The following is a 21,603-nucleotide window of genomic DNA, read 5'->3' as shown; positions in this document are numbered from 1 at the left end:
TCGGGACAAAGAGCAGAACGTAACAAATAGGCCCTACTCTTTTCTAACCAACTAATTTCTAATTCTTAAATTCACCGAAAACTCCCGGTAAGTCGTTCAAATACTTTTTCAACTCTTTCTTCAATCCCTTTAACTTGGCTCTGTAAGTCTCGTTTTCGTACAGGTTATCTTGTTCCTTAGGATCTTTATTTAAATCGTAAAGCTGATCGGCATCGTAATAATGCTTATAGCGTTTTGTTGAAGGATATTCAGCATCACCACCTCCAGGTATCAACATCAAGTGTGAAAAAGGAAGACTTGCATCATCGAAATGGTATTTCAATTTGTTTGCGATACGGAAATTGTTCCAGTCATCCAACTTCTGCTGACGCTCTTTCATGGTCCAGTTCATGGCATACTCAGGGTAACGCAAAGCAATGTATTTGTGGTTATCCATCAACACACCGCGAGAGAATCCCATTTCGAAATAAAGCGACTCGTGAATCTTTTCTTTCTTTCCATCAAGTATTGGTAAGAAACTTTTTCCATCGAATGCCTTTACTTTTTCAACTTTTCCTCCGGCCATATCGTAGATGGTTGGTGCAAAGTCGATGTTTGAAACCAAGGCCTCATTTCTATTGCCACACTTGAATCCTCCCTTTTTCCAAACAATTGACGGGCTACTTACACCGCCTTCGTAAACCGATCCTTTGGCATACTGACCGTGATCGCTAAAGAAGAAAATAATGGTATTGTCTAACTTTCCTTCATCTTCCAGTCTTTGCATCAAAGCACCAAGAGCATCGTCAATCCACAATACATTGGCTTTGTTTTCAGGAATATTTCCTGGTGTTGCCAATCCTGCATCAATTAAACGCTGACCAATTGTCTCTTTGGCTGGCTGAACATTCGGAGCTTTATCCAAAATTCCTTCTGAGGTGATTCTGCGATCCGCATCCCAGGCCTGTTCTGCATTTGTTGGTCCGTGAGGAACAGTTGTAGCATAGTAAAGGAAGAAAGGCTGATCCTCTGCTTTATCCATAAAGTCCAGACTCTTCTCTGTAATCCAGTCCAGATTGTGATATCTTAACTTTTCAGGTCCCAAGTAGCTTGGGTTATCGTAATAATTTGCCCCTGCATAATCAAAGCCACACTTTTTCATGGCATCGGCAATCAGTTTGGCATTGCGTTTCAGTACTTTCACAGCATCTGGCGAAGTTGGATCCGTATCCAAAGGAAGTTTTCTCCAACCTTCTGCCTCAATTACATGATCTTTTCCGAAAAAACCTGTGGTATATCCCTGCTTCTTCAAAAGCTTGGCAATTGAATTCGATTTTGGTGTCATAAAAGAATTCCATTGCACCACGGTTTCCCCATCCATTCTCTTGGTATCCTTCAAGAATCCTTTGTTTTGGGCGCGACTGGCATACTGACCGGTCAAACAAGAAAATCGGCTTGGGGTACAAACAGCTGAACTCACATGCTGTCCGAACATAACAGTTCCCTCCTTCGCCAAACGATCGATATTGGGGGTTAGGTTTTTCCCCTTCCCTTCTGGCAGACAATTAAATTGGAAACGCTCCATATCATCTGCAATAAAAAAGATGATATTTGGTTTTTCCTGCTGCGAAGCGATGTGCTTTCCTGCCGAATTACCGGTTTTACTTACAGGTGCAGAAGCCTGCGCCTGGTTTTCTCCTGCCAATAAACAGAATGGCATCATCGCTAAACTTAAGCTCTTAGCTGATCTTGAAAAAAGACCTGTGCTTCTTCTTGTTTTTATAGTTTCGTTCATGTATTTGTTATTTTTTCCCTTCAACCAGCCTGGTTACTCTCAAATTTTATTTACTTATAAAAACACCTCAGCCAACTGAAAGATTTATCAATTATCTTTGAGTTTCGTTATCCTTTGTTCCTTATCGGCACAAACGATGGCACACTGTAGAAGGCCGCGTTTTTAACCTTTAAGGAACAGTAGCAAAAATAGATTGAGGGGGACGAAAGATGGTTCACTCATGAATCGGAAAGGTAGGTTTTACGATCTATCGGGCTGGAGCGCAAAAAAGAAGCTCACTTGGAAAAGCTAATTACCAGCCTACTACAGGAAAACCAAGGCGCTTTTTTTAGATTTTCTAACCAGGGTATTTGAATACTCTAAAGGAAAATAGATGAATCAAAAACAGTAGTTTTTCAATCAATTTTTCAGGAAGGAAATAAGAATTACCAAATGATATTTTGAGTTTCAAATTCTCATAAAGTCACCCCAAACGAAAAATTGGCACTCAAATTTTCATGAGCATACTTCCGAAAGTTTAATCGATACAAAAAATTTTTTGGAACATACCTCCAGTAATTTAATCGACACAAAAATCTTCTGGGACATACTTCCAGAGATTTAATAGATGTAAAAATATCCTGGGGTATACCTCCAGAAATTTAATAGCTGCAAAAAACTCCTGGAACATACCTCAAGAAATTTAATCCTTACAAAAAGATCTGGGAACATACCTCCAGTAATTTAATTGGCACAAAAATTCCTTGGTGCTTACCCGCAATTCTCAAAAATGAAATAACGCAGACATCGCTTATTGCAATACCTGCGTTATTGTATTTAAAATTCCTTTCTATTTCAATTCTGATCGGCTTTCATACTCTTTTTAAAGTAGCCTTTACTCATCTGCTCCATTTCTTCTTTGGCCGAAGTGTAAGCACTGTCATCAATCAGGTTGCGGGTTTCCAAAGGATCCTTTTTATAGTCGTAAAGCTCTTTGGCAACAATCAAATCCTCACCAAAGGGACCAATCTCATCCTGTTTGAATTTGCTTTTGAACCACACCACATAACGGTAACGCTCATTTCTAAAAGCATATCCCATAAGGTTCCCATTTCTGTGAAACTGACTCACGGCAACATCTTTCACCTTTTCCTTTTCTCCACTCATGATGGAAAGCAGACTTGTTCCATCAAGTTTAGCCGGGGTATTCACACCACTTAACTCACAAAGGGTTGGAAAAATATCAACGAATTCGGTAGGTGAAGCATTGCTCCCCTTATATTTGGAACCATAGGAAACAATGAGTGGAGAGCGTGTAGACTGCTCGTAATTGGTATGTTTACACCACATGTTATGGTCGCCCAAATGCCATCCGTGATCGCCCCACAACACCACAATGGTATTCTCTCTCTCTCCCAAATCGTCCAACTGTTTCAACAACAAGCCCACCTGCTGATCGATAAAGGAAACACAGGCATGATACCCATGAATCAACTCCAATTGTTTGCTGTCTGCAATCTTCCCTTTTTGGGGTACATCTTCATACAAACTTCTGATTTCCCAGCCTGGCTGATAGGCAAAGCCCGGTGCATTTTCTGGTTTCTCCTGGAAAGGATGCACCTTAAAATCATTTCGATCATAGAGATCCCAGTATTTCTTGGGAGCCACAAAGGGCAAGTGTGGTTTATGAAAGCCAACGGCCAGAAAAAAAGGTTTTGACTGCTTGGACAGTTGCTGCATCAACTCATTTCCCCTTATCAAAATCTTTCCATCAACAGTAATGCTGTCGGCAACATCAGGAACTTCGGTACTAATTCGTTTTTTGGAATAGATCCATCCTTCTCCAATTGGGTTGGAACCTTCCAAAAGCTCGTAAGGCTCGCTCCACGAAAGGGAATCATGATGCTGATCGACCGAGCGAACATCAAAAACCTTCCCCACCGCTGCGGTGCTGTATCCATTGTCCTTGAAATGCTGCGGAAGCGTGGTGATATCAGGATTCTTATCGCGGATGAATGTTTTCAGGTCGTATATTTTCGTAAAATCTGGTCGCATTCCCGTTAGCAAACTGGCACGGGAAGGGCCGCACACCGCCTGCTGGCAGTGAGTATTTGTGAAAACTACCCCGGTTTGCGCCAGGCGATCGATGTTTGGCGTTTGTATCAGGCTATCGCCATAACAACCCAACATGGGCTTTAAATCATCAATGGCAATAAACAGGACATTGGGTTGTTGCTGCTGACTTTCCTGTACCTTTTTGCTTTGGCAGGAAAGTGCAAACAGTGGCACCAATGCCAGTAGTGATTTTGATTTCATAAGTAGATGTAATAGTTTACTTTTGCTTTCTAAACACTCTAAAAACACCTATTGAAGGAACTCTCCCCTTGTTTGTTTTTAGAATTTTCATCCTGATTGATTTGGTTTTTATTTCACTGAATTTCAAACTAAAATCCATTCCTATTTGTTCACCTTCATACAGTGTTTTCCATTTTCCATTTGTAAGATATTCAATCACAAACTGTCTTACAGAACAATTTCTGATTTGCTCGGCAAGCATGAGGTAATCAAGATCCTCTGCCCTTTCAAACTCTGCTGTTAGCCATGGGGATTTATCTTTATTTTCCGGTGACCACCAGATTTTATGCTTCTTTCCTTCAGCAAATACAGATTTCCCTTTACCAAATAAGGCATCAGGACTTTTATTTAGAGAAACCGAACTAGAGGCAATACCTCGAATATTCATTATTTCACTATTCGAACAAACAGTTTCAATTGGATTTATCGCTTCCGCATTGGTATCTAGCTCCAGCTTCACGATATGATCAAGCTTATTTTGTACCCCTTTAAAACGAATCGATAAAACATTCTTGCTGTTATCAAGTTCTATTTCCCCTCCGGTAAGCAGACTGGCACTCTTAATTTTAGCTGGTAGTGTTGGAAGTGTTATTTCCTGAGAGCCATTTTTCCCGAAATCAGTTAGTATGTGAAGATATACTGTATTTCCCCTACAAGTTGCTCCTCCCCAGGCTCCAGGTTTATAGGGGCCACCCTTGGTATGATAGATACTCTCTCCATATTTATTCATCCAATCCCCAATCTGTGAATAGATTTGTTCTTCGGGAGGATTAATGAATCCTTCTGGTGAAGGTCCAGTATTTAGAGCAAGGTTACCTCCAGAGCAAACTGCCCTGATTAAAATTCTTTGATTTGTTCGGTATGTTTTAAACCTTTCACCTCCTGTCCATGACCAGGCTTCACTGATGGTGCAACACATTTCCCAAGGTCTGTCTACTTCAAAAGCTCCAAACTCCTGCTCAGGATTGTCATAGTCTCCACTGATTGGAAATCCCGGCATTCCTGCCCCCCATCGTCGGTTTACAATGATTCCAGGCTGTAGGGTACGAATCATTTTCAACATCTTTGGAGTATCCCAGTGATAATACTTTGTCCCCAGGCCGTCGAAAAACAATCCATCAACCTTGCCATAATCAGACAATAACTGTTTTAAATGCTCAAACATGTATGCCCGATACTTTACATTGTTTTCGGTTAAACAATCAGGATGATGCCAATCCGGCTGAGAGTAATACCAGAATAACTTTACTCCATATTTGTGACAGGCATCTGCCAATTCTTTAGCAATATCTCTCTTGAAGGGAGTATTGGTGAATTTATAATCAGTATTTTTTGCATCGAACATACAAAAGCCATCATGATGCTTGGTGGTAAAAATAAAATATTTAGCTCCGGCATCCTTTACCATCTTAATCCACTTGTCGGCATCAAATTCTTTTGGATTGAAACTCTTATACAAATTGTCATACTCCTCTTTTGGAACACCATTCTTTGCTTTTTTACCTGCTCCCGGACGATCTCCAAATCTTCCCCAGCTGGCAGGTACCTTCGCCAGTGAATAGGGCCCCCAATGCATAAACACACCAAATTTCGCATCTTTAAACCATTTCACATCTGATTGTTTGGCATAAATAAATGGCTTTAAATCTTCGGGTAAGTGCTCGTATTTTACAAGCTCCTGTGCAAAACTAAACTTCGCCAACAGGAGCCATAATAGGACAATACTAATTTTTTTCATTCTACTAATTGTTACAATTTTCTACTTAAACTCTATCGTTCACCTTAAAATTTACACTGAGAGCCCCACAAAAAGTGAAACTCTCAGTAGTGTTATTCTAATTACACATGAAAAGGCTTACAAATTGGGGCTTTCGTTAGTTTCGATTCCCATTGTTCAAGCATGGTAAAATGCTCCTGTAGTTGCTGACCGTACTTGGAGTCTTGAGCCAAATTGATGGTTTCCCCGGGATCATTCTTCATATCGAAAAACAAATAGTTTAAATCATTTCGATAAACGATCAATTTAAAGTCCTCGCTTCTTACCATTCGTCCATTATCATTATTTACCTCAGACACTACAAAATCGCGAAGCTTGTTCTTCTTGCCTGCAGCCAGTTGTCGCATACTGATTCCACTGCAGTTTTCAGGCACTTTGGCTCCGGCAAAATCACAAACGGTAGGAACGATATCCAAACAGGACAGTAAATTCTCATGATCGATAACTCCAGATCTTAACTCTTTCGGATAAGAAACGATCATCGGCACGCGGCAAGCCTCATCGTACAAATAGTTTTTGGTTACCGACTGGTGACTTGCACTTCCCTCTCCATGATCGGAATTAAATAACACGACGGTATTATCGGCTTCGCCAGTTTCCTCCAAAGCATGTAGAACACGACCAATCTCAGCGTCCACTTCCTCTACCATCCTGTAGTATGCCCACAGGTAGTAGCGCCAGTCGGTCTCGGTCCACTCCGTTTTTCTGGGAACATTCATCTTTTGAGGTTCCTCTAATATTGCATTGAAATTTTCAGGCAAGGGAGGCAATTCATTCAGTACAGAATCCAAATGCCTGTCGTTGCGATTCTTGTTGTGCCTTTTGATCCAATTACAGATGTCATGCGGTTGCAAGAAGTTTACCGTAAGATAAAAAGGCTTGGATCGGTCTCTGTTTTGCATATAACCAACAGCCACACTGGATACCGCCTGATCGCCAAGGGTTCCTTTCCCTCCAATGCCCATGCACAATACCTTATCGAAACCTGGTATTTTTTCACCATAGGAATCAGGAATGCCCACATGCAACTTGCCTGCAAACACGGTTTCATATCCTTCTTCGCGAAGGCTATGCCCTACTGTTGTAAGGCCCGAAACAATGGACTCCCCGTTCTTGATCACCCCATGTTCACTGCTTGCCAATCCTGTTATCCAGCTTGCACGTGTAGGGGAACAAACAGGATTTGGACTGTAACATTGACTGAAGGTGACCCCTTTGCCTGCCAATCGATCCAGGTTAGGAGTATTCAGGTGTTTGTTTCCCAAGGCCGACAGGGTATTCCAGCTTTGCTGATCGGTACTTAAAAACAGAATGTTCGGACGCTTATCCTTTCTCATCTCTCCTTTTCTTCCTGCCTGTGCAGCTCTTTTCTCAATGGATACTTCGCTAATTTCAGGGTAAGAAGCCTGATATTTGCTTTTACATTCCACATCGGCAATAAGAACACGCATCCCATTTATGGCAAGAAGCAATCGTCCATTGGCATCCACATAATACATCCAGGGAAGCATTCCCTCTCCGATTTGCTCGTAACAGTGAACCTCTACAGTTTTTCCACCAATTTGAATTGTTGTGTCTTCCTTGTATTTGATACTGTGGTTTTTCTTCTCCTTATCCAGTTCATCGAAAAGCGTAAAGTTCAGTTCCTTTACCCCTTCCATTTGCATTCTCTGAACCGTATCGAGCAAGGTAAAGTTCAAACAGATGTCTTCATTTTCATTTGTCAGATTGGAGCTCTGGTAGGCACCCACCTCTTCATTAAAACCTTTTCCCGGCGCTTTGATATATTCAGTGGCAGCCTCCCAGTTCAAAGGAGTTCCATATTGATTGTTCCTGGCCTTGATGGCAACTTTTGTAAGATGCATCCATTGGTTGTTCTCAGAAATGGCCTGCTCCACACCATATTCTACTTTTCCCGGGTGATTAGCAACATTTCTGTTCACACTTAAATACCCGGAAGCTTCACCTGGCTTTCCCCTAAAAGGCATCCAAATTCTCCAGGTTTGCTCCCAATTTCCCATGGGATTAAATGCCTCTTCCGGCAATATCACATCCAACTTTCCCTCATCAAATAAGCTTTGAGGCGTAATCTTCTTCCCCCACAAATTCTTATTCTTTGCCGATAAGCCCATAGGAAGCAAAGCTGTTCCCAGAACGGTTAATGAAAATTGTTTTACAAAAACTCTCCGATCCATATCTGTTTGTTGTTTTTTGGTGCTATAAAAATACAGTGGGTAATTAATTTTAGAGCTCTTTATCATTCTTAGAAAGAACTTACAGTTGAATTAATTATTCCATCATATAGCATATGATTACTCATCAATATTCTTTTTGCTCAAGCCGCAAGGCTCTGACTTTTTCACTTTAAGTACTGCAAGTATTCCAAGTACTTTAGGCACTTAAAGTATTTTCCCACTATAAATCATACAGAACCCATTTTTTTGATTCTTCTATCCCAAAAATATCCTAATGATAGTGCTTTGGAGTTAAGTATGCGTTCACGAAGGTTGGTTTTTGGTTCCTGCATTATCCCAAAAGTCCTCTTTCAAAAATTGGGACCCTGGTACAAAAAACAACTTTCCCCTAAAACAGAAGCGTTTTAGGGGAAAGTACAAACGATTGATATATAACTCAACTTAGATTCCTGACTTTTTACGCAGCTTGATACACTTGCGCCAATCTTCGCCAACAAAGTTCAAAAGGTAATAGCCATTCTGGTAATTTTGCCCCAACAACAGACTCGACTTCGCCGTAGGTAAATTTCCTTTTTGAACGGGTCTTCCCAACAAATCATTCACCTGAAAAGTGACCTTCTCATCACCTTTCAGATTAGAATATATGTTGGTATGATTTGAAAAGATGGTTGGATAGACCTGTATGTTTACTTTTCTTTCTTCGGAAGGTGAAATGACAGCAGTTGGTACATCAGCCTCTTTTCGTTCCGCAGGATAAAGCCTGTCGTGATATTCCCCCATAGAGATACAGAGGTAATCAATCTGAAATGATAGATGGTCAAGGCTGGTTAATTGAATCTGATTTTCTTCATCTGCTTTCAAATCAAGCGTCACAAGAATCTTTCCCCATTCCTCACTATCCGCAGTTGAAGGAAAAAGTACCTCCTCTTGCTCCGATACTTTATTTCCATTCTGATCCAAAGCAGCAATGCTTAACACTGCATTTTGCTCACCCTGATTTTTATATCGAATGGTCAAGGTATATTGATCTGATTTGGGGATATAAACACTATTCAATACAGCCTGATCGCCATGCTGTGCATTTGAAAAAGTAAGATACTGTTCTCCCGAAACATTCTCCTTTTCGTCTACGATTGCCAGTTGCCCGCTTACATCGGCATCCTCCATTTCATATCGGGTCATTAAGACCTCAACCACATCCTGTTCAAAATATCTTGTTGAAGGATCATCTTTCTGCTCCTTCTCCCAAGGGCCAATTCCCTTGCTATTCAAATTGTACATGTTCCATAAGGATGTTGCATAAGCACGCTTTTCAGCCTGCATCCTTATCCAGGAAAGCCATCTTTTTCTATCTGCATCAGGAGTCTGGTTGTCCACGCCATACTCTCCCAAATAAAGGGGTAAAGCAGTCGTTTGATGTCGCTGAGCCCAGCCATTGTTTGCTTCCTCTACCTCATCAAAAGCTTCTTCCACTACAGTCCAGTCTGCATCATTTTCTCCACTTTCTCCCCAATAGGTTGTCACGCCAAAAGTACCTTGCTTGGTAAAGCTTTTGGGATCGTAGTAATGAAAGGTTCCAATCAGGTAAGGATCTCCAGTGGGAAATACATCTTCATTAAAAGCATTAATTAAAGCTTGTCTTGTGGTAAAACCTTGTCCCGACACAATGACCAATCGTTCTTCATTGCCTTGCACTTTTCGTATCTCAGCAATACTTTCATGAATCATACTCTTTAAATCGTAGCCCTTGTGCGGTTCGTTAATAATTTCAAAAGCCAGCTTTTCGATAGGATATGCAGCAAATGCCTCAGCCACCTGCGACCAGATTTTCTTCAATACAGGCAATTGGTCATCGCTGTAATGTTCGTTATACAAGTGCAAAGGATCAATCACCGCGATCAGTCCTTTTGACAAACACATGTCTGCTGCCTCCTTTAAATCATCAATTCTACCAGCATCAACAGTATAATCGGGAGCTTGTCCGGTGTGAAGGTTTAGCTTACCTCCAATTCTACAATGGGTAAAATGATTTTCCTTTAAAAGCTGAAAATCATGATTGGAGTGAAAACGCCCTTCCATTTTGGCTGCCATAAAATTGGCTCCCCGGCCCATTTCCCGAACAAATTCAAAGGCCTTTGTTCTCTCTCCTTCCGTTTTGCTCTGGGCAAAAGAGGAGGACAGGAATAGAAATCCAATAAATAGCAAAAATAGTTTTATCCTTAGTCTTCTCGGTCGATACATGTTATAAATTTAAAAGTTATTGCTTAGTCCGCTAATCAGGAACACCAAGGGAGCATTCCAGTTAATTGCGACTTCATTGGTAAGGTAACATTTGTATTCATCCTGATATCTTTTTGCTGAATACTTTGATGGAAATTGAAAGGCTGGTAGTTTCATATTGCTGGCACCACCAACCAAAAGACCTGGTACAGGCTCCTTTACTCCGTCTGCTGTAGAAATTCTATGATGCGGATATTTGGGATTCTGATGGCCAAAACCAGTGACAAAACAGTATCCTGTTGCATTTCGTCCCAAAATATAGTCCAGGTTTGAATAAGCAGCATCATAATACATCTGTTTGCCAGTTAATCTCCAAGCCTGCAGCAAAAGCATACCCTGATTGGCTGCAATGGCATTTGATCCCCACTTAAAGTGAGCCTCCTGATTTCCGAAAGCCGTTCTGTTTGGCGATTTTAAATAGGAGTCAACCAAAGCATCAGCCATTTTCAATAGTTTTCGATTTAAAATATGAAACTCCTTTCTATCTGAAAGGGGAATGCTTTCTCTGTTATTCAATAAGGAGTATATTCCAAGCATGGCTGTATTGCCCCAACTTGGTACCGCAATATGATGAATTGTTTTATAATAATTCATGGCATGATGAAGATACTCATTATTCTTCGTACTCAGGAACAGTTCACTTGCAGCCCAGGCAAATTCATCCTTAATTTTTTTATTGTCATAAGCTCCTGTGTTAATATCAGGATCATACTTTTTATTGAGTTCTTCCTGTTCGTAAAAGGTCACAGGATATCTTCCTGCCCAGGCCCAGGCCTTTTCTGCAGCAAGCAAACATTGATCTGCAAACTTTGGGTAATCCTTTTTTAATACTCGATGAGACATGGCCATCACCGCAGCAAAATTCAATGTTGCAGCTGTTGTTTTTTGAACCACGTATCTTTTCCTGTTCTTTACCTTGTGCGGCATGTGTTCTCCGGCAAAGTTTGCTGTTGTTAGTTTATGATATACTCCCCCGTCATGCGGATCTTGCATACTCATCATCCATTTCAGATTATAGTACACTTCATTTAGAATATCGGGAATGTAGTCATTGGACTCGGGAATATTCAAGTTCAAGGAGTTGAAGCTTTGTTTTGAAAAATCATAGGCAGACATCAAGCTGTAACAGGTAATGCCTGAGTTTACCACATACTTGTTGTAATCGCCTGCATCATACCAACCTCCTGGAGCACTAATAGCAGTTCCGGCAGGTCTCTTTTTTGATGCAGCTGAGGGATGAATAAACACCACTGTATCCGGGTGGGCTAAAGGACGGTTCCATTCACCACCAAATTCTTTTGTTATCGGGAAGGCAGAACGCCAGTAATAATAGGCTTTTGATGTAGCCTGCAATACATTTTTGAAACAGTCTTTGGAAATGGTAAACTTACTTGATTTTCCACCTCCCGGAACTTCCAGATAGTATTCTCCCTCTTCCTGTAATTTTGAAAAATCAGCAATCAGGATCTTCTCACCAGAACTTTTCCAGTAAGCTGCTTTTTCCAATTGCCCGGAGAATGCAATTTGATTGTTTGCAGTCCTGCGAATCAAAAAGTCTCCCTCATCCACAGCATGAATTGAAGCAATCTTTTCCACATTGGGCAAAAAACCAAGCTGATTTATATAAATATCCTCTCCACCTTCCTGCGCAAAAGTCAAACTGGGAAGTAGAAATAAAAAGAAGCAAAATAAACCCATTATCACATTCTTGTTTTTCATCTTTGAGTAATTAACCATTCTGTATTTCCTTTTAAAACCATTTCTTTATTGATAAAAATATCAACCCGCCGAATTAGTTGGAGGGGGATCAATCCGGCAGGCGATACCATTTTATCTGTTTTTAAAGTAATCCAAACAGTATTTCTCCATCTGCTTTTTTACTTTACTATATTTCTTATCATTTACAACATTTCTGGTCTCCAGAGGATCCTTCTCGTAATCGTAAAGCTCTTCAACAGATATTAAATCTTTTGAAAATTGCGATGGGTTTCTAAACATGTTTTTCACCCAAACCACATAACGATACCTTTCCGATCTGAAAGCATAACCTTCTGCCTTTCCTCGTTGAAACTGACTCACGGCATAAGGTTTCACCTCCTTCTTCGGGTCCTTCAGTGCAGGTAGTAAGCTTTTCCCATCCAGGTGCTCCGGAGTTTCAATATTTGCCAAATCGCAAAGTGTTGGAAACAGATCCAGAAATTCAGTAGGTGTTTTGCATACTCCAGTATGATTCTCTCCATCGGCAATAATCATTGGACTACGGGTAGCCTGTTCGAAATTGGTATGCTTACACCAAATGCCATGATCGCCCAGGTGCCAGCCATGATCACCCCACAGGACAACAACAGTATTTTCTGTTAATCCCAAAGAATCCAAAGCATTCAACACCTTACCAACCTGTGCATCTATATAAGAAACCGCTGCATAGTATCCATGAATCATTTCTTTTTGTTTCTCAACTGGAATCAAATCAGATTCAATATCCGAAAAAGATTTCAAAGGAGGAATATCGGTATAGGAGCGCAACTCACCAGAATTGTGATAGGCTAAAAGAGGTCCGTTCTCAGCTGCTTTCTGATATTTTGCCAATGGCATTTCCTCTCTCTGGTACAAATCCCAATATTTCTTGGGAGCCACAAAAGGCAAGTGAGGACGTTTAAATCCAACACCCAGGAAGAATGGTTCTTCCTTTTTGGAAAGCTTTTCCAAACGATCGATAGCCGATAAGGCCAACACGCCATCTACATATGCATTGTCAGGCACATCGGCACATTCGGTAGTTGGCTTAACAAAGGAAATTGCATATTTGGTAATTCCATATCCTTTCTTGCCCATAGCCTCTGCTTCCTTACGGTATTTGGCTACTTTTTCCTTGGTCTCCGGCAATTGGTAATAGCCTAAAGCAGGCTCTCCACACTTATCGTCGTAATATTTATAATCTCCTTCAAAGGCTTGAGCTTCGCTCCACGATACTTTGTCATGGTGTTCATCCACACTTCTCTTGTCGTAGATTTTTCCCACACTGGTGGTGAAATATCCATTTTGTCTAAAGTGCTGTGGTAAGGTTAAAATATCGGGATTCATATCACGAATCAGTGTTTTCAAATCCCATACTTTTGTCTTATCTGGCTGTACCCCACACAAAAGACTGGCTCTTGAAGGAGCACATACAGCTTGCTGGCAATGGTTGTTGGCAAATACTACCCCACGTTTGGCCAATCGGTCAATGTTGGGTGTTTTCACCAAATCATCACCATAGCAACCTAAAATGGGTTTCAAGTCGTCTACTGCAATAAACAGGACATTCTTTTTTTCCTGAGCTTGTCCCAACAATGGCAAGCTTGCCAAGGCCAGGGCCATGTATTTTTTTATTTTTTGCATTTTATTTCCTTATTTTATTCTCAACACTCTGTTTGTAGCCAATACGAATTGCAACAGCATGTAAATATTCTCCTGCTTTCAATTGAATTGGCTTTTGATAAACCTGCCAATGCTTCCACGTATTTTTGCTTTTCCCATCACGGGTAATCTGGTAAGCAACCGATACACCTTTCGTTGCACAATGTATTTCATATGCATTACCAAGTTTTTCAAACGTAGGTTTGGCTGTAACAGGTTGCTCCAGATTTGGCCACATTTGCCTTACCAGTTCTCCTTCCGGGATATTTCCCTTATCTCCAACCGCTTTCTGCCAGCTATCCAACTTTACAGACATCTTATCCATGATGGCTTTGTATTTTGGATCCTCAGCCAGATTATTTAATTGAAAAGGATCTGCTTTCACATCATACAATTCCTCAGTTGGCTTACTGGTTCTAAAAAAGAGTTTTTGCTCTTTAGTCAACTCTCCCTTAGCCTTCAAATCCAACAAACGATTCATCATATCCAATTGTCTGCGATATTTGATATCCTTGTAATAGGACCATTCCGGATGGAAATTCTTCACATACAAGTATTGGGTATCACGAACACTACGAACCATATCATAAAACTCATCCATTCTATCCTTGGAACCGTATATTTCAGTTCTTGGTTCTTTGGCTTTGTATGGTCCAAGGAAAGCCTGTCCCTGCATGTAGCCAGGAGCCTCAACTCCTGCCAGAGAAAGCACGGTTGGTGCCAAATCGACAAAGGATACCATTTCCCTGTTCACAACTCCTCTATGCTTTTGCTTTGGAAACCTGATTACCATAGGAACCTTCAGGCCGGAATCATAAATGGCTCTTTTCCCTCGTGGCAGAGGACCTCCATGGTCGCTATAGAAAAAAACAATGGTTTTATCCAAAAGGCCATCCTCTTTCAACTGCTGCAGGATTTCTCCAACCTGTTGATCCATTTCACTAATATTGGAATAGTTGCGAGCCATATCTTTTCGTACAATGGAATCTTCAGGAAAATAAGGAGGAAGAGCCGGAGCCTTTGGATCTATGCCCAATGAATCGTTTTTCTTCTTCCAAATTTGTGATTCATGCGAAACATTCAAATTGAATACCGAAAAGAATGGTTTCCCTTTGGGTCTGTTTCTCCAATGCGCCTGCGTATCGTTTTCATCCCATGCGGTTATAGGTGCTGCGAACTGATAATCTGTCTTCGCATTATTGGTACAATAATATCCTGCTTTTCTTAGATATTCAGTAAAACACTTCACCTGAGACGGGATGACTGCCGAATACTGAGGCACTGGATTTCCTTTGGGATCTACTATTCCCGTTTCCTTGTTATAATTCCCCTTGGAAATCCCAGTTATATCTTTTCCGGTTCTCATGTTATGAGTTCCAAGGGAAATAGGATACATACCGGTAATGATAGACGATCGGCTTGGTGCGCAAACACCTACCGTAGCAAAAGCATTGGTAAACAACACCCCCTCAGCAGCCAGCTGATTAATGACAGGAGTTTTTGCAGCTGAATCATCATAACAACCCAAATTTGGGCTGATATCTTCACAAGTAATCCAAAGAATATTGGCTTGCTCACAGCGTTTCTCCTGTGAGTTTTGGTTTGCACCACACGAGTGCAAACCAATTCCTCCCAATAAAAACAACGACCAATGGTAAGTATTTTTAATCAGTGGATTTCTCATCTTTCTTATTCTGCTTCAACATATAGGTCCAGAAGTTTTGACATTTTCGCCACTACTTTTTTCATTTTCACTTGGTCAACAACGTTGACATTTTCTTCCGGGTCATTTTTATGATCGAATAGCATTCGTTCTGTAGTCTCTCCTTTTTTATTCTTCCATTCTGTATAAATGTATTGCTGAGTAATAGCGGTCCAGCCGTCACCCATTTTAGAATACACCACTTCCTTCCATTTCTTTTTAGGATTCTTCAAAACAGGAACAAAACTTTTCCCCTCCAAGTGATCAGGGGCATCGATTCCTGTCAAATCACAAAAGCTAGGATATAAATCGATCAGTTCAACTAAAGAATTTGTTTCGTGACCACCTTTCATGCCAGGGGCTTTTACAATCATGGTAGTATTCAATGCCTTGTTAAAGTTACTGTGTTTACACCACAATGAATGCTCTCCCAATTGCCATCCATGATCTCCGATCAAACAAACAACCGTATTCTCATCCAGGTTCAACTCTTTCAGTTTATCCAATACCTTGCCCACCATGGCATCTACATAGCTAACACAGGCATAATAGCCACGAATCACTTCTTTGGCTTTCTCATCGGTCAAATTACCCTCTTTTGAAGGGATATCGTGATAAGCCCTTAGCTCCCACCAATTATGAAGTGATTGTTCCGGTGCATTTTCCGGTGCATAGTAGTTAGTTGGCAGCTCAATTGAGTTCTTTGGATATAAATCGAAATATTTCTTTGGCGCATTAAATGGCAAGTGTGGCTTGATAAATCCCACAGTCATAAAGAATGGCTGTCCTGATTTCTTGAACTTCTTCAATTTCTCAATGGCTCTGTTGGCAATTTTTCCATCAAAGTAATCCTCATCATTCACCACTCCTATTTCGAAGGAGTTTGCTCTCCCCTTATTATCCCTGCAAAGGGCAAGATTGTCTTTATCCTGGTAGTCACGCCAACCATCCGGATGATCTTTTCTTTTTTCTCCGTCAGTTGCGTGCCATGGTCTTTCAGTCCACCCTTCAACCATATCAAATCTATGGTGATATACTTTACCTAAACTTACAGTATAGTACCCGTTGTCCTTAAAGGCCTTTTGAATAGGAACAATATTAGGCTCATCTTTTTCCACACTGCTCTGGTTGTTGATATAACGAGTCGCATTGGGACGCAGCCCACTTAACAAGCTGGCCCTTGAAGGACCACAAACCGGATAGTTACAATATGCTTTTCTGAACAATGTACCCTCACTGGCAAGCTTGTCGATATTAGGTGACTTAATTTGAGTTTGTCCATAACATCCCAGTTGTGGACGCAAATCATCCACCATAATAAAAAGTACATTTTTCTTTTCTGCTTGTTCAGCTTTGTCTTTAGCCATAGACTGTGCAGGATTCATTCCTGCTACAGCCAAAAGCCCCATACATAAAAGTTCGTTTTTCATCTGTTTATATTTTTATTCATTTGTCAGATGGAACTTACCATTCGCAAATAATCATCCTCGCGTGTGAGTTAATAATTATTTACTCATGGACGTTTCATTTCTTAACCTTATTCCCTGTTAATATTGATTATCATGACGATAATCCCCCCAACGATATTTTACTGTTCGCTTTAATGGAATATTCATACCATCAGTATTTTCCAACCAATCATATAACTGATTAGCCAAGTCCTTTACCAATTCCTGATGCTCTGGCTTATCAATCAGGTTATACATTTCATCAGGATCATTTTTGATGTCATACAATTCATTTCTATCCCAAACACCATGATAACGAATGTATTTGTATTGATCGGTACGAAGACCAAAAACGGTTGGAGTCATTGGGAAATCATATTCCCAGTAATATTCATAGAAAATACGATCTCTCCAATTGCTTTCATCACCTTTTAGTAGTTGTGTAAAGGAGTGACCCGGCATGTATTCCGGCTTTTTCAATCCAGCCAACTCTAGAACAGTAGGTGCAATATCAATGTTTTGAACCATTTTCTCTATTGTTTTGCCTCCTTTGAAAAGCTCAGGACAACGAACCAGGAAAGGAACTTTTACCGACTCTTCGTAGAAATGTCTTTTGTCAATCAAACCATGCTCTCCCCAGCTAAAGCCATTATCTCCCATATAAATAACCATGGTAGATTCATCAAGGCCATGCTTCTTAAGATAATCCAAAACGGCACCAATACTCTCGTCAACCCCTAATAATGTCTCACAATATTTCTGTACCATTTCATTAAAGTCGGCATTCCCGTGATACATGTAATCAACACCATGCCAACTAACGCGCTGTTGCTTTACCCACTCCGGCCATTTTAAGTCACGGTATTTCCCATTTTTAGTCTGGTCGAAAGTAGGAGGCAATGTGATTTTTTTCCCTTTGTATCTGCCTTTGTGTCTTTTCGCTGGCTCAAATTCAGCATGAACTGCCTTATGAGAGAGGTACATGAAAAAAGGCTTCTCCTTATCTCTGTGATCCAACCAGTCGATGGCATGTTCTGTTAGCAAATCAGTAATGTAAGTTGAATCTTTATACTGAATACGCTTTCCATTAATATTTAATTCAGGATTGTAATAGATTCCCTGTCCTTTGAAACTTTCCCAATGATCAAAACCTGGTTGTGGTTTATCACCATGGTCTCCCATGTGCCATTTTCCTAAGAATGCAGTTTCATATCCCTTTTTCTGCAAGTACTGAGGAAAGTAAACCAGATTTCCTGGGTCTGGAGCATAATTGTCAACTATCGTATGACAATGGGAAAATTGACCAGTTAAAATAGAGGCCCTACTAGGAGAACACAAAGAGGTAGTCACAAATGTGTTTTTAAAGTAAGCCCCTTCCTTAGCCAGCTTATCCATATTGGGAGTTTCCAGCCATGGTACTTTACCTGTAAAGCCCATAAAATCGTAGCGATGATCATCCGTTAAAATGAAGATCACATTACGTGGCTTTTGTTTTTTAATTTTTTCCAGCTTTGGCAGTTGCTGAGCTTGGGCCGCCATATTAAAGCATAAACCCAGCCCTAAACCCGCAACTGCATATTTAAATCCATTCATTGATTGAGTTTTTTATTGTAATTCGTTACAAGTCCTTAGTTATTTGTCAATAATTACTAATGACTATGTACCTTTTTACCTTTCTTGCCTTTGCCTTTCCCCTTCTTCTTGTTTTTGTCCTTCTTTACTTTTTTAAAAGCGTCAATTTCTTTCTTCCAGTTATGAAGGGTTTCCAACATTTCTGCCGTTTTTTCAGGCATCGCTTCACTTAAGTTATTCGATTCAGAAATATCTTCTTTCACATTGTAAAGCTCTACTCGTCCCTGGTCAAAGAATTCCATTAGCTTATAGTCTCCCTGGCGAACAGCACTACAGTTAGAATCACCTGTTGAATGAGGTCTTCCTGTTGGAGAATGCCAGAAAAATGCACGATCAGGATTTGGATTTGCTTTGTGTTGTAATGCCCAAACAAAACTTTCTCCATCAAGATGAGCTTCAGGATGCAATGGTAATCCGGCCATATCAAGCATTGTTGGGAAAAAGTCTGATCCAATAATTACAGCATCTGTTTCTGTCCCAGCTTTGGTTACACCTGGCCATCTAACAATCATAGGTTCACGAATTCCACCTTCATACAGATGTCCTTTTCCTGCCTTCAATGGGGTGTTGGTAGTAGCCAATTGCCGCTGATTTGTTCCACGATTCGACAAACCTCCATTGTCAGAAAATAGAATGATGATGGTATTGTCATACTCGCCCAACTCTTTGAGGGTTTCCACCAAACGGCCCAAACTCTCATCCATACTATAGATCATAGCTGCATAAACAGCATTATCCTGACGCATTTTTCTTTGCCCTGTCCCCTCGTCGATATACTCAGGTCCGTCGTAATGCATGGTTTTTAATTTCTTTCTGAACTTTTTCACATACTCCTCTTTTGCCTGAAATGGGGTATGAACAGCATAATGCGATACGTAAGCAAGGAATGGTTTATCCGGTGTTTCCTCATGCTGCTTTTTCAAAAACTGAATGGTTTCATCTGTCAATCTATCGGTCAGGTATTCGCCTTCTACTCCATCATCCAATCCGTGAATTGGACGCTCCTTACCAGGCTTTGCATCCTTCTTTACATTATATGGATAGAAATAAGATGTAGGTGCCCCTGCGTGACCTCCGCCAATATTGATTTCAAACCCTTGATCTTCCGGTAGACTTTCATTAGAAGCCAAATGCCATTTCCCGGTAAAATAAGTTGAATATCCAGCCTCCTTAAAAGGCACAGCTAAGGTAGTCTCTCCCCCTTTTAATTGCTTCTCATTTGAGCCTGGCACCCAATCTCTGGCTGGGTACTTCCCTGTAATAATAGAATAACGTGATGGCAAACAACGAGGGTGGCTTACATAGGCATTTGTAAATTTAACCCCTTCCTGTGCCAACTTATCAATATTTGGTGTTTCATAGAATTTTGATCCCTGATAACCAGTATCAGTCCACCCCATATCATCTACCAGGAAATACAAAACATTTGGTTTTTCCTTCTTTGCAGCCATGGTGCCCGTGGCACCCAATAATCCAAGTCCTAAACAGGATAATGATTTTAAATTCAAATTCATTATTTAATATATTTTGCAGTTACTACAACTAGTACTTTTATCACTATAAAATTATTCCTTTATATACGCATTCACTTCTTTTTTCCAGTCTGCGAGTTCCACTAAGAGTTCTTTAACCAGTTTAGGCTTTTCATCTGCTATATTGTCTTTCTCTTGAATATCTTTTTCCAGATCGTACAATTCAATCCTACCTTCATCATACCACTCAATCAGCTTGTAAGACCCTTTTCTAATGGCACTACACTTCTCATCTCCTGTTGCATGAGGGCGAGAAATTGGTGAGTGCCAAAAAATAGCCCTATCCTTTTTTGGGACTTTATCCCCTGTCAGAGCCCAGGTAAAACTCTCCCCATCAACATGAGCTTTCTGTTGAATTGGCAGACCAGCCATTTCCAAAATCGTAGGAAAAAAATCCGTTCCCGTTACAATCGCATCAGACTTTGTTCCTGCCTTAGTAACTCCAGGCCACTTCACAATCATAGGTTCCCTGACTCCCCCTTCATATAAATGACCTTTACCTGCTCGCAATGGGTAATTGGAGGTAGCAACTCTTCTCGGCCTAAAACCTCTGTTCGACAAACCTCCATTATCAGAGAAAAAAAAGATAATGGTATTGTCCAGTTGCCCCAGTTTTTCCAATGTTTTGGTAATCTTTCCCAAACTTTCATCCATGCTGTAAATCATGGCTGCGTAAACAGGATCATCTTGCCTCATTTTCGTGGTGCCTGTGCCTTCTTCAATGAATTCAGGAGCTTCGTAGCTCATGGTCTTAAGTTTCTTCTTAAACTTATTCACATATTCTTCCTTGGCCTCCAAGGGTTCATGAACGGCATAATGAGATACATATGCAAGGAAAGGCTGATCCGGATGATTCGTGACATGGCTTTCAATATATTCAACCGTTTCTTCAGTAATCCTGTCTGTCAAATACTCTCCTTTGGTTCCTTCATCCAGGCCTTCTATCGGATTCTTTTTCCCCGCTTGTTTTCCTTCATTGTAAGGATAGAAGTATGAAATTGGAGATCCAGCGTGACCTCCTGCGATATTGATATCAAAACCAACATGCTGCGGGTAAGTCCCCGAGGTTGCCAAATGCCATTTCCCGGCAAAAAAAGTAGAATACCCTCCTGCTTTTAATGCGTCAGCCAAACAAAGCTCATCGGCCTTAAGTTTGCCTTCATCTCCCGGACGAAGCTTCCCCTCGCCCGGCCTTGGCATTTGTGCCCTGGCAGGATACTTTCCTGTAATCAAAGAATACCTGGAAGGCACACATCTTGGGTGCGTAGCATAGGCATTGGTAAATTGTACTCCCTGCTCAGCCAGTTTGTCGATATTGGGTGTCTCATAGAATTTTGAGCCTTGATAGCCTGCATCCATCCACCCCATATCGTCAACCAGAAAGAACAATACATTTGGTTTTATCTCTTTCTTTTCAGGAGTACAGGAAGGTGTTAATCCCAATCCCACCATTCCGGTAAGCAATATATTTTTGTAATTCATTTTTTTTGATTTTAAGACTTAGAAGATATAAAAAACCAATAGGTTTAA

Annotated in this window: 12 protein-coding genes; all 12 read right to left on the bottom strand. The window is 40.7% G+C overall.

From position 1 onward, the window contains the following. Positions 1 to 58: 58 nt before the first annotated feature. Positions 59 to 1,774: a sulfatase family protein gene (locus tag ACKPCA_RS05150; protein WP_321281768.1), complete on the bottom strand. Its 1,716-nt coding sequence runs from the start codon at positions 1,772 to 1,774 to the stop codon at positions 59 to 61. An 834-nt stretch (positions 1,775 to 2,608) separates the two neighbouring features. Continuing rightward, on the bottom strand, positions 2,609 to 4,069 hold the full coding sequence (locus tag ACKPCA_RS05145) for a sulfatase (protein ID WP_321281767.1): 1,461 nt from the start codon (positions 4,067 to 4,069) through the stop codon (positions 2,609 to 2,611). Positions 4,070 to 4,085: 16 nt separating this feature from the next. After that, a complete protein-coding gene (locus ACKPCA_RS05140; protein WP_321281766.1) occupies positions 4,086 to 5,846 on the bottom strand; it encodes an alpha-L-fucosidase in 1,761 nt (586 codons plus the stop codon). Between the two features lie 101 nt (positions 5,847 to 5,947). After that, positions 5,948 to 8,080 carry a sulfatase family protein gene (locus ACKPCA_RS05135; protein ID WP_321281765.1) on the bottom strand — a complete coding sequence of 711 codons (2,133 nt, stop codon included), beginning with the start codon at positions 8,078 to 8,080 and terminating at the stop codon, positions 5,948 to 5,950. A gap of 441 nt (positions 8,081 to 8,521) precedes the next feature. After that, positions 8,522 to 10,321 (bottom strand): cellulase family glycosylhydrolase, encoded by a 1,800-nt coding sequence (locus ACKPCA_RS05130; RefSeq protein ID WP_321281764.1) that lies wholly within the window; start codon positions 10,319 to 10,321, stop codon positions 8,522 to 8,524. Positions 10,322 to 10,330: 9 nt separating this feature from the next. Further along, positions 10,331 to 12,079, bottom strand: coding sequence for a glycoside hydrolase family 9 protein (locus tag ACKPCA_RS05125; protein ID WP_321281763.1), 1,749 nt, complete (start codon positions 12,077 to 12,079; stop codon positions 10,331 to 10,333). Between the two features lie 111 nt (positions 12,080 to 12,190). After that, positions 12,191 to 13,741 carry a sulfatase gene (locus ACKPCA_RS05120; RefSeq protein ID WP_321281762.1) on the bottom strand — a complete coding sequence of 517 codons (1,551 nt, stop codon included), beginning with the start codon at positions 13,739 to 13,741 and terminating at the stop codon, positions 12,191 to 12,193. A gap of 1 nt (position 13,742) precedes the next feature. Beyond that, positions 13,743 to 15,443 carry a sulfatase family protein gene (locus ACKPCA_RS05115; RefSeq protein WP_321281761.1) on the bottom strand — a complete coding sequence of 567 codons (1,701 nt, stop codon included), beginning with the start codon at positions 15,441 to 15,443 and terminating at the stop codon, positions 13,743 to 13,745. Between the two features lie 5 nt (positions 15,444 to 15,448). Next, a complete protein-coding gene (locus tag ACKPCA_RS05110; RefSeq protein ID WP_321281760.1) occupies positions 15,449 to 16,891 on the bottom strand; it encodes a sulfatase in 1,443 nt (480 codons plus the stop codon). 117 nt (positions 16,892 to 17,008) lie between these two features. Continuing rightward, on the bottom strand, positions 17,009 to 18,502 hold the full coding sequence (locus ACKPCA_RS05105; RefSeq protein ID WP_321281759.1) for a sulfatase family protein: 1,494 nt from the start codon (positions 18,500 to 18,502) through the stop codon (positions 17,009 to 17,011). Between the two features lie 56 nt (positions 18,503 to 18,558). Next, on the bottom strand, positions 18,559 to 20,055 hold the full coding sequence (locus ACKPCA_RS05100) for a sulfatase (protein ID WP_321281758.1): 1,497 nt from the start codon (positions 20,053 to 20,055) through the stop codon (positions 18,559 to 18,561). A gap of 51 nt (positions 20,056 to 20,106) precedes the next feature. Further along, entirely contained in the window at positions 20,107 to 21,555 is a 1,449-nt protein-coding gene (locus tag ACKPCA_RS05095) for a sulfatase (protein WP_321281757.1), read from the bottom strand. Positions 21,556 to 21,603 lie beyond the last annotated feature (48 nt).

This window comes from Marinifilum fragile (assembly GCF_963677365.1).
GTDB lineage: Bacteria > Bacteroidota > Bacteroidia > Bacteroidales > Marinifilaceae > Marinifilum > Marinifilum fragile.
This window is presented reverse-complemented; position numbering and strand designations above follow the sequence as displayed.

Bases quoted from the DNA above. Each gene is read 5' to 3' on its own strand.
- ACKPCA_RS05150 (WP_321281768.1), bottom strand. From the start codon at position 1,774: ATGAACGAAACTATAAAAACAAGAAGAAGCACAGGTCTTTTTTCAAGA.
- ACKPCA_RS05145 (WP_321281767.1), bottom strand. From the start codon at position 4,069: ATGAAATCAAAATCACTACTGGCATTGGTGCCACTGTTTGCACTTTCC.
- ACKPCA_RS05140 (WP_321281766.1), bottom strand. From the start codon at position 5,846: ATGAAAAAAATTAGTATTGTCCTATTATGGCTCCTGTTGGCGAAGTTT.
- ACKPCA_RS05135 (WP_321281765.1), bottom strand. From the start codon at position 8,080: ATGGATCGGAGAGTTTTTGTAAAACAATTTTCATTAACCGTTCTGGGA.
- ACKPCA_RS05130 (WP_321281764.1), bottom strand. From the start codon at position 10,321: ATGTATCGACCGAGAAGACTAAGGATAAAACTATTTTTGCTATTTATT.
- ACKPCA_RS05125 (WP_321281763.1), bottom strand. From the start codon at position 12,079: ATGAAAAACAAGAATGTGATAATGGGTTTATTTTGCTTCTTTTTATTT.
- ACKPCA_RS05120 (WP_321281762.1), bottom strand. From the start codon at position 13,741: ATGCAAAAAATAAAAAAATACATGGCCCTGGCCTTGGCAAGCTTGCCA.
- ACKPCA_RS05115 (WP_321281761.1), bottom strand. From the start codon at position 15,443: ATGAGAAATCCACTGATTAAAAATACTTACCATTGGTCGTTGTTTTTA.
- ACKPCA_RS05110 (WP_321281760.1), bottom strand. From the start codon at position 16,891: ATGAAAAACGAACTTTTATGTATGGGGCTTTTGGCTGTAGCAGGAATG.
- ACKPCA_RS05105 (WP_321281759.1), bottom strand. From the start codon at position 18,502: ATGAATGGATTTAAATATGCAGTTGCGGGTTTAGGGCTGGGTTTATGC.
- ACKPCA_RS05100 (WP_321281758.1), bottom strand. From the start codon at position 20,055: ATGAATTTGAATTTAAAATCATTATCCTGTTTAGGACTTGGATTATTG.
- ACKPCA_RS05095 (WP_321281757.1), bottom strand. From the start codon at position 21,555: ATGAATTACAAAAATATATTGCTTACCGGAATGGTGGGATTGGGATTA.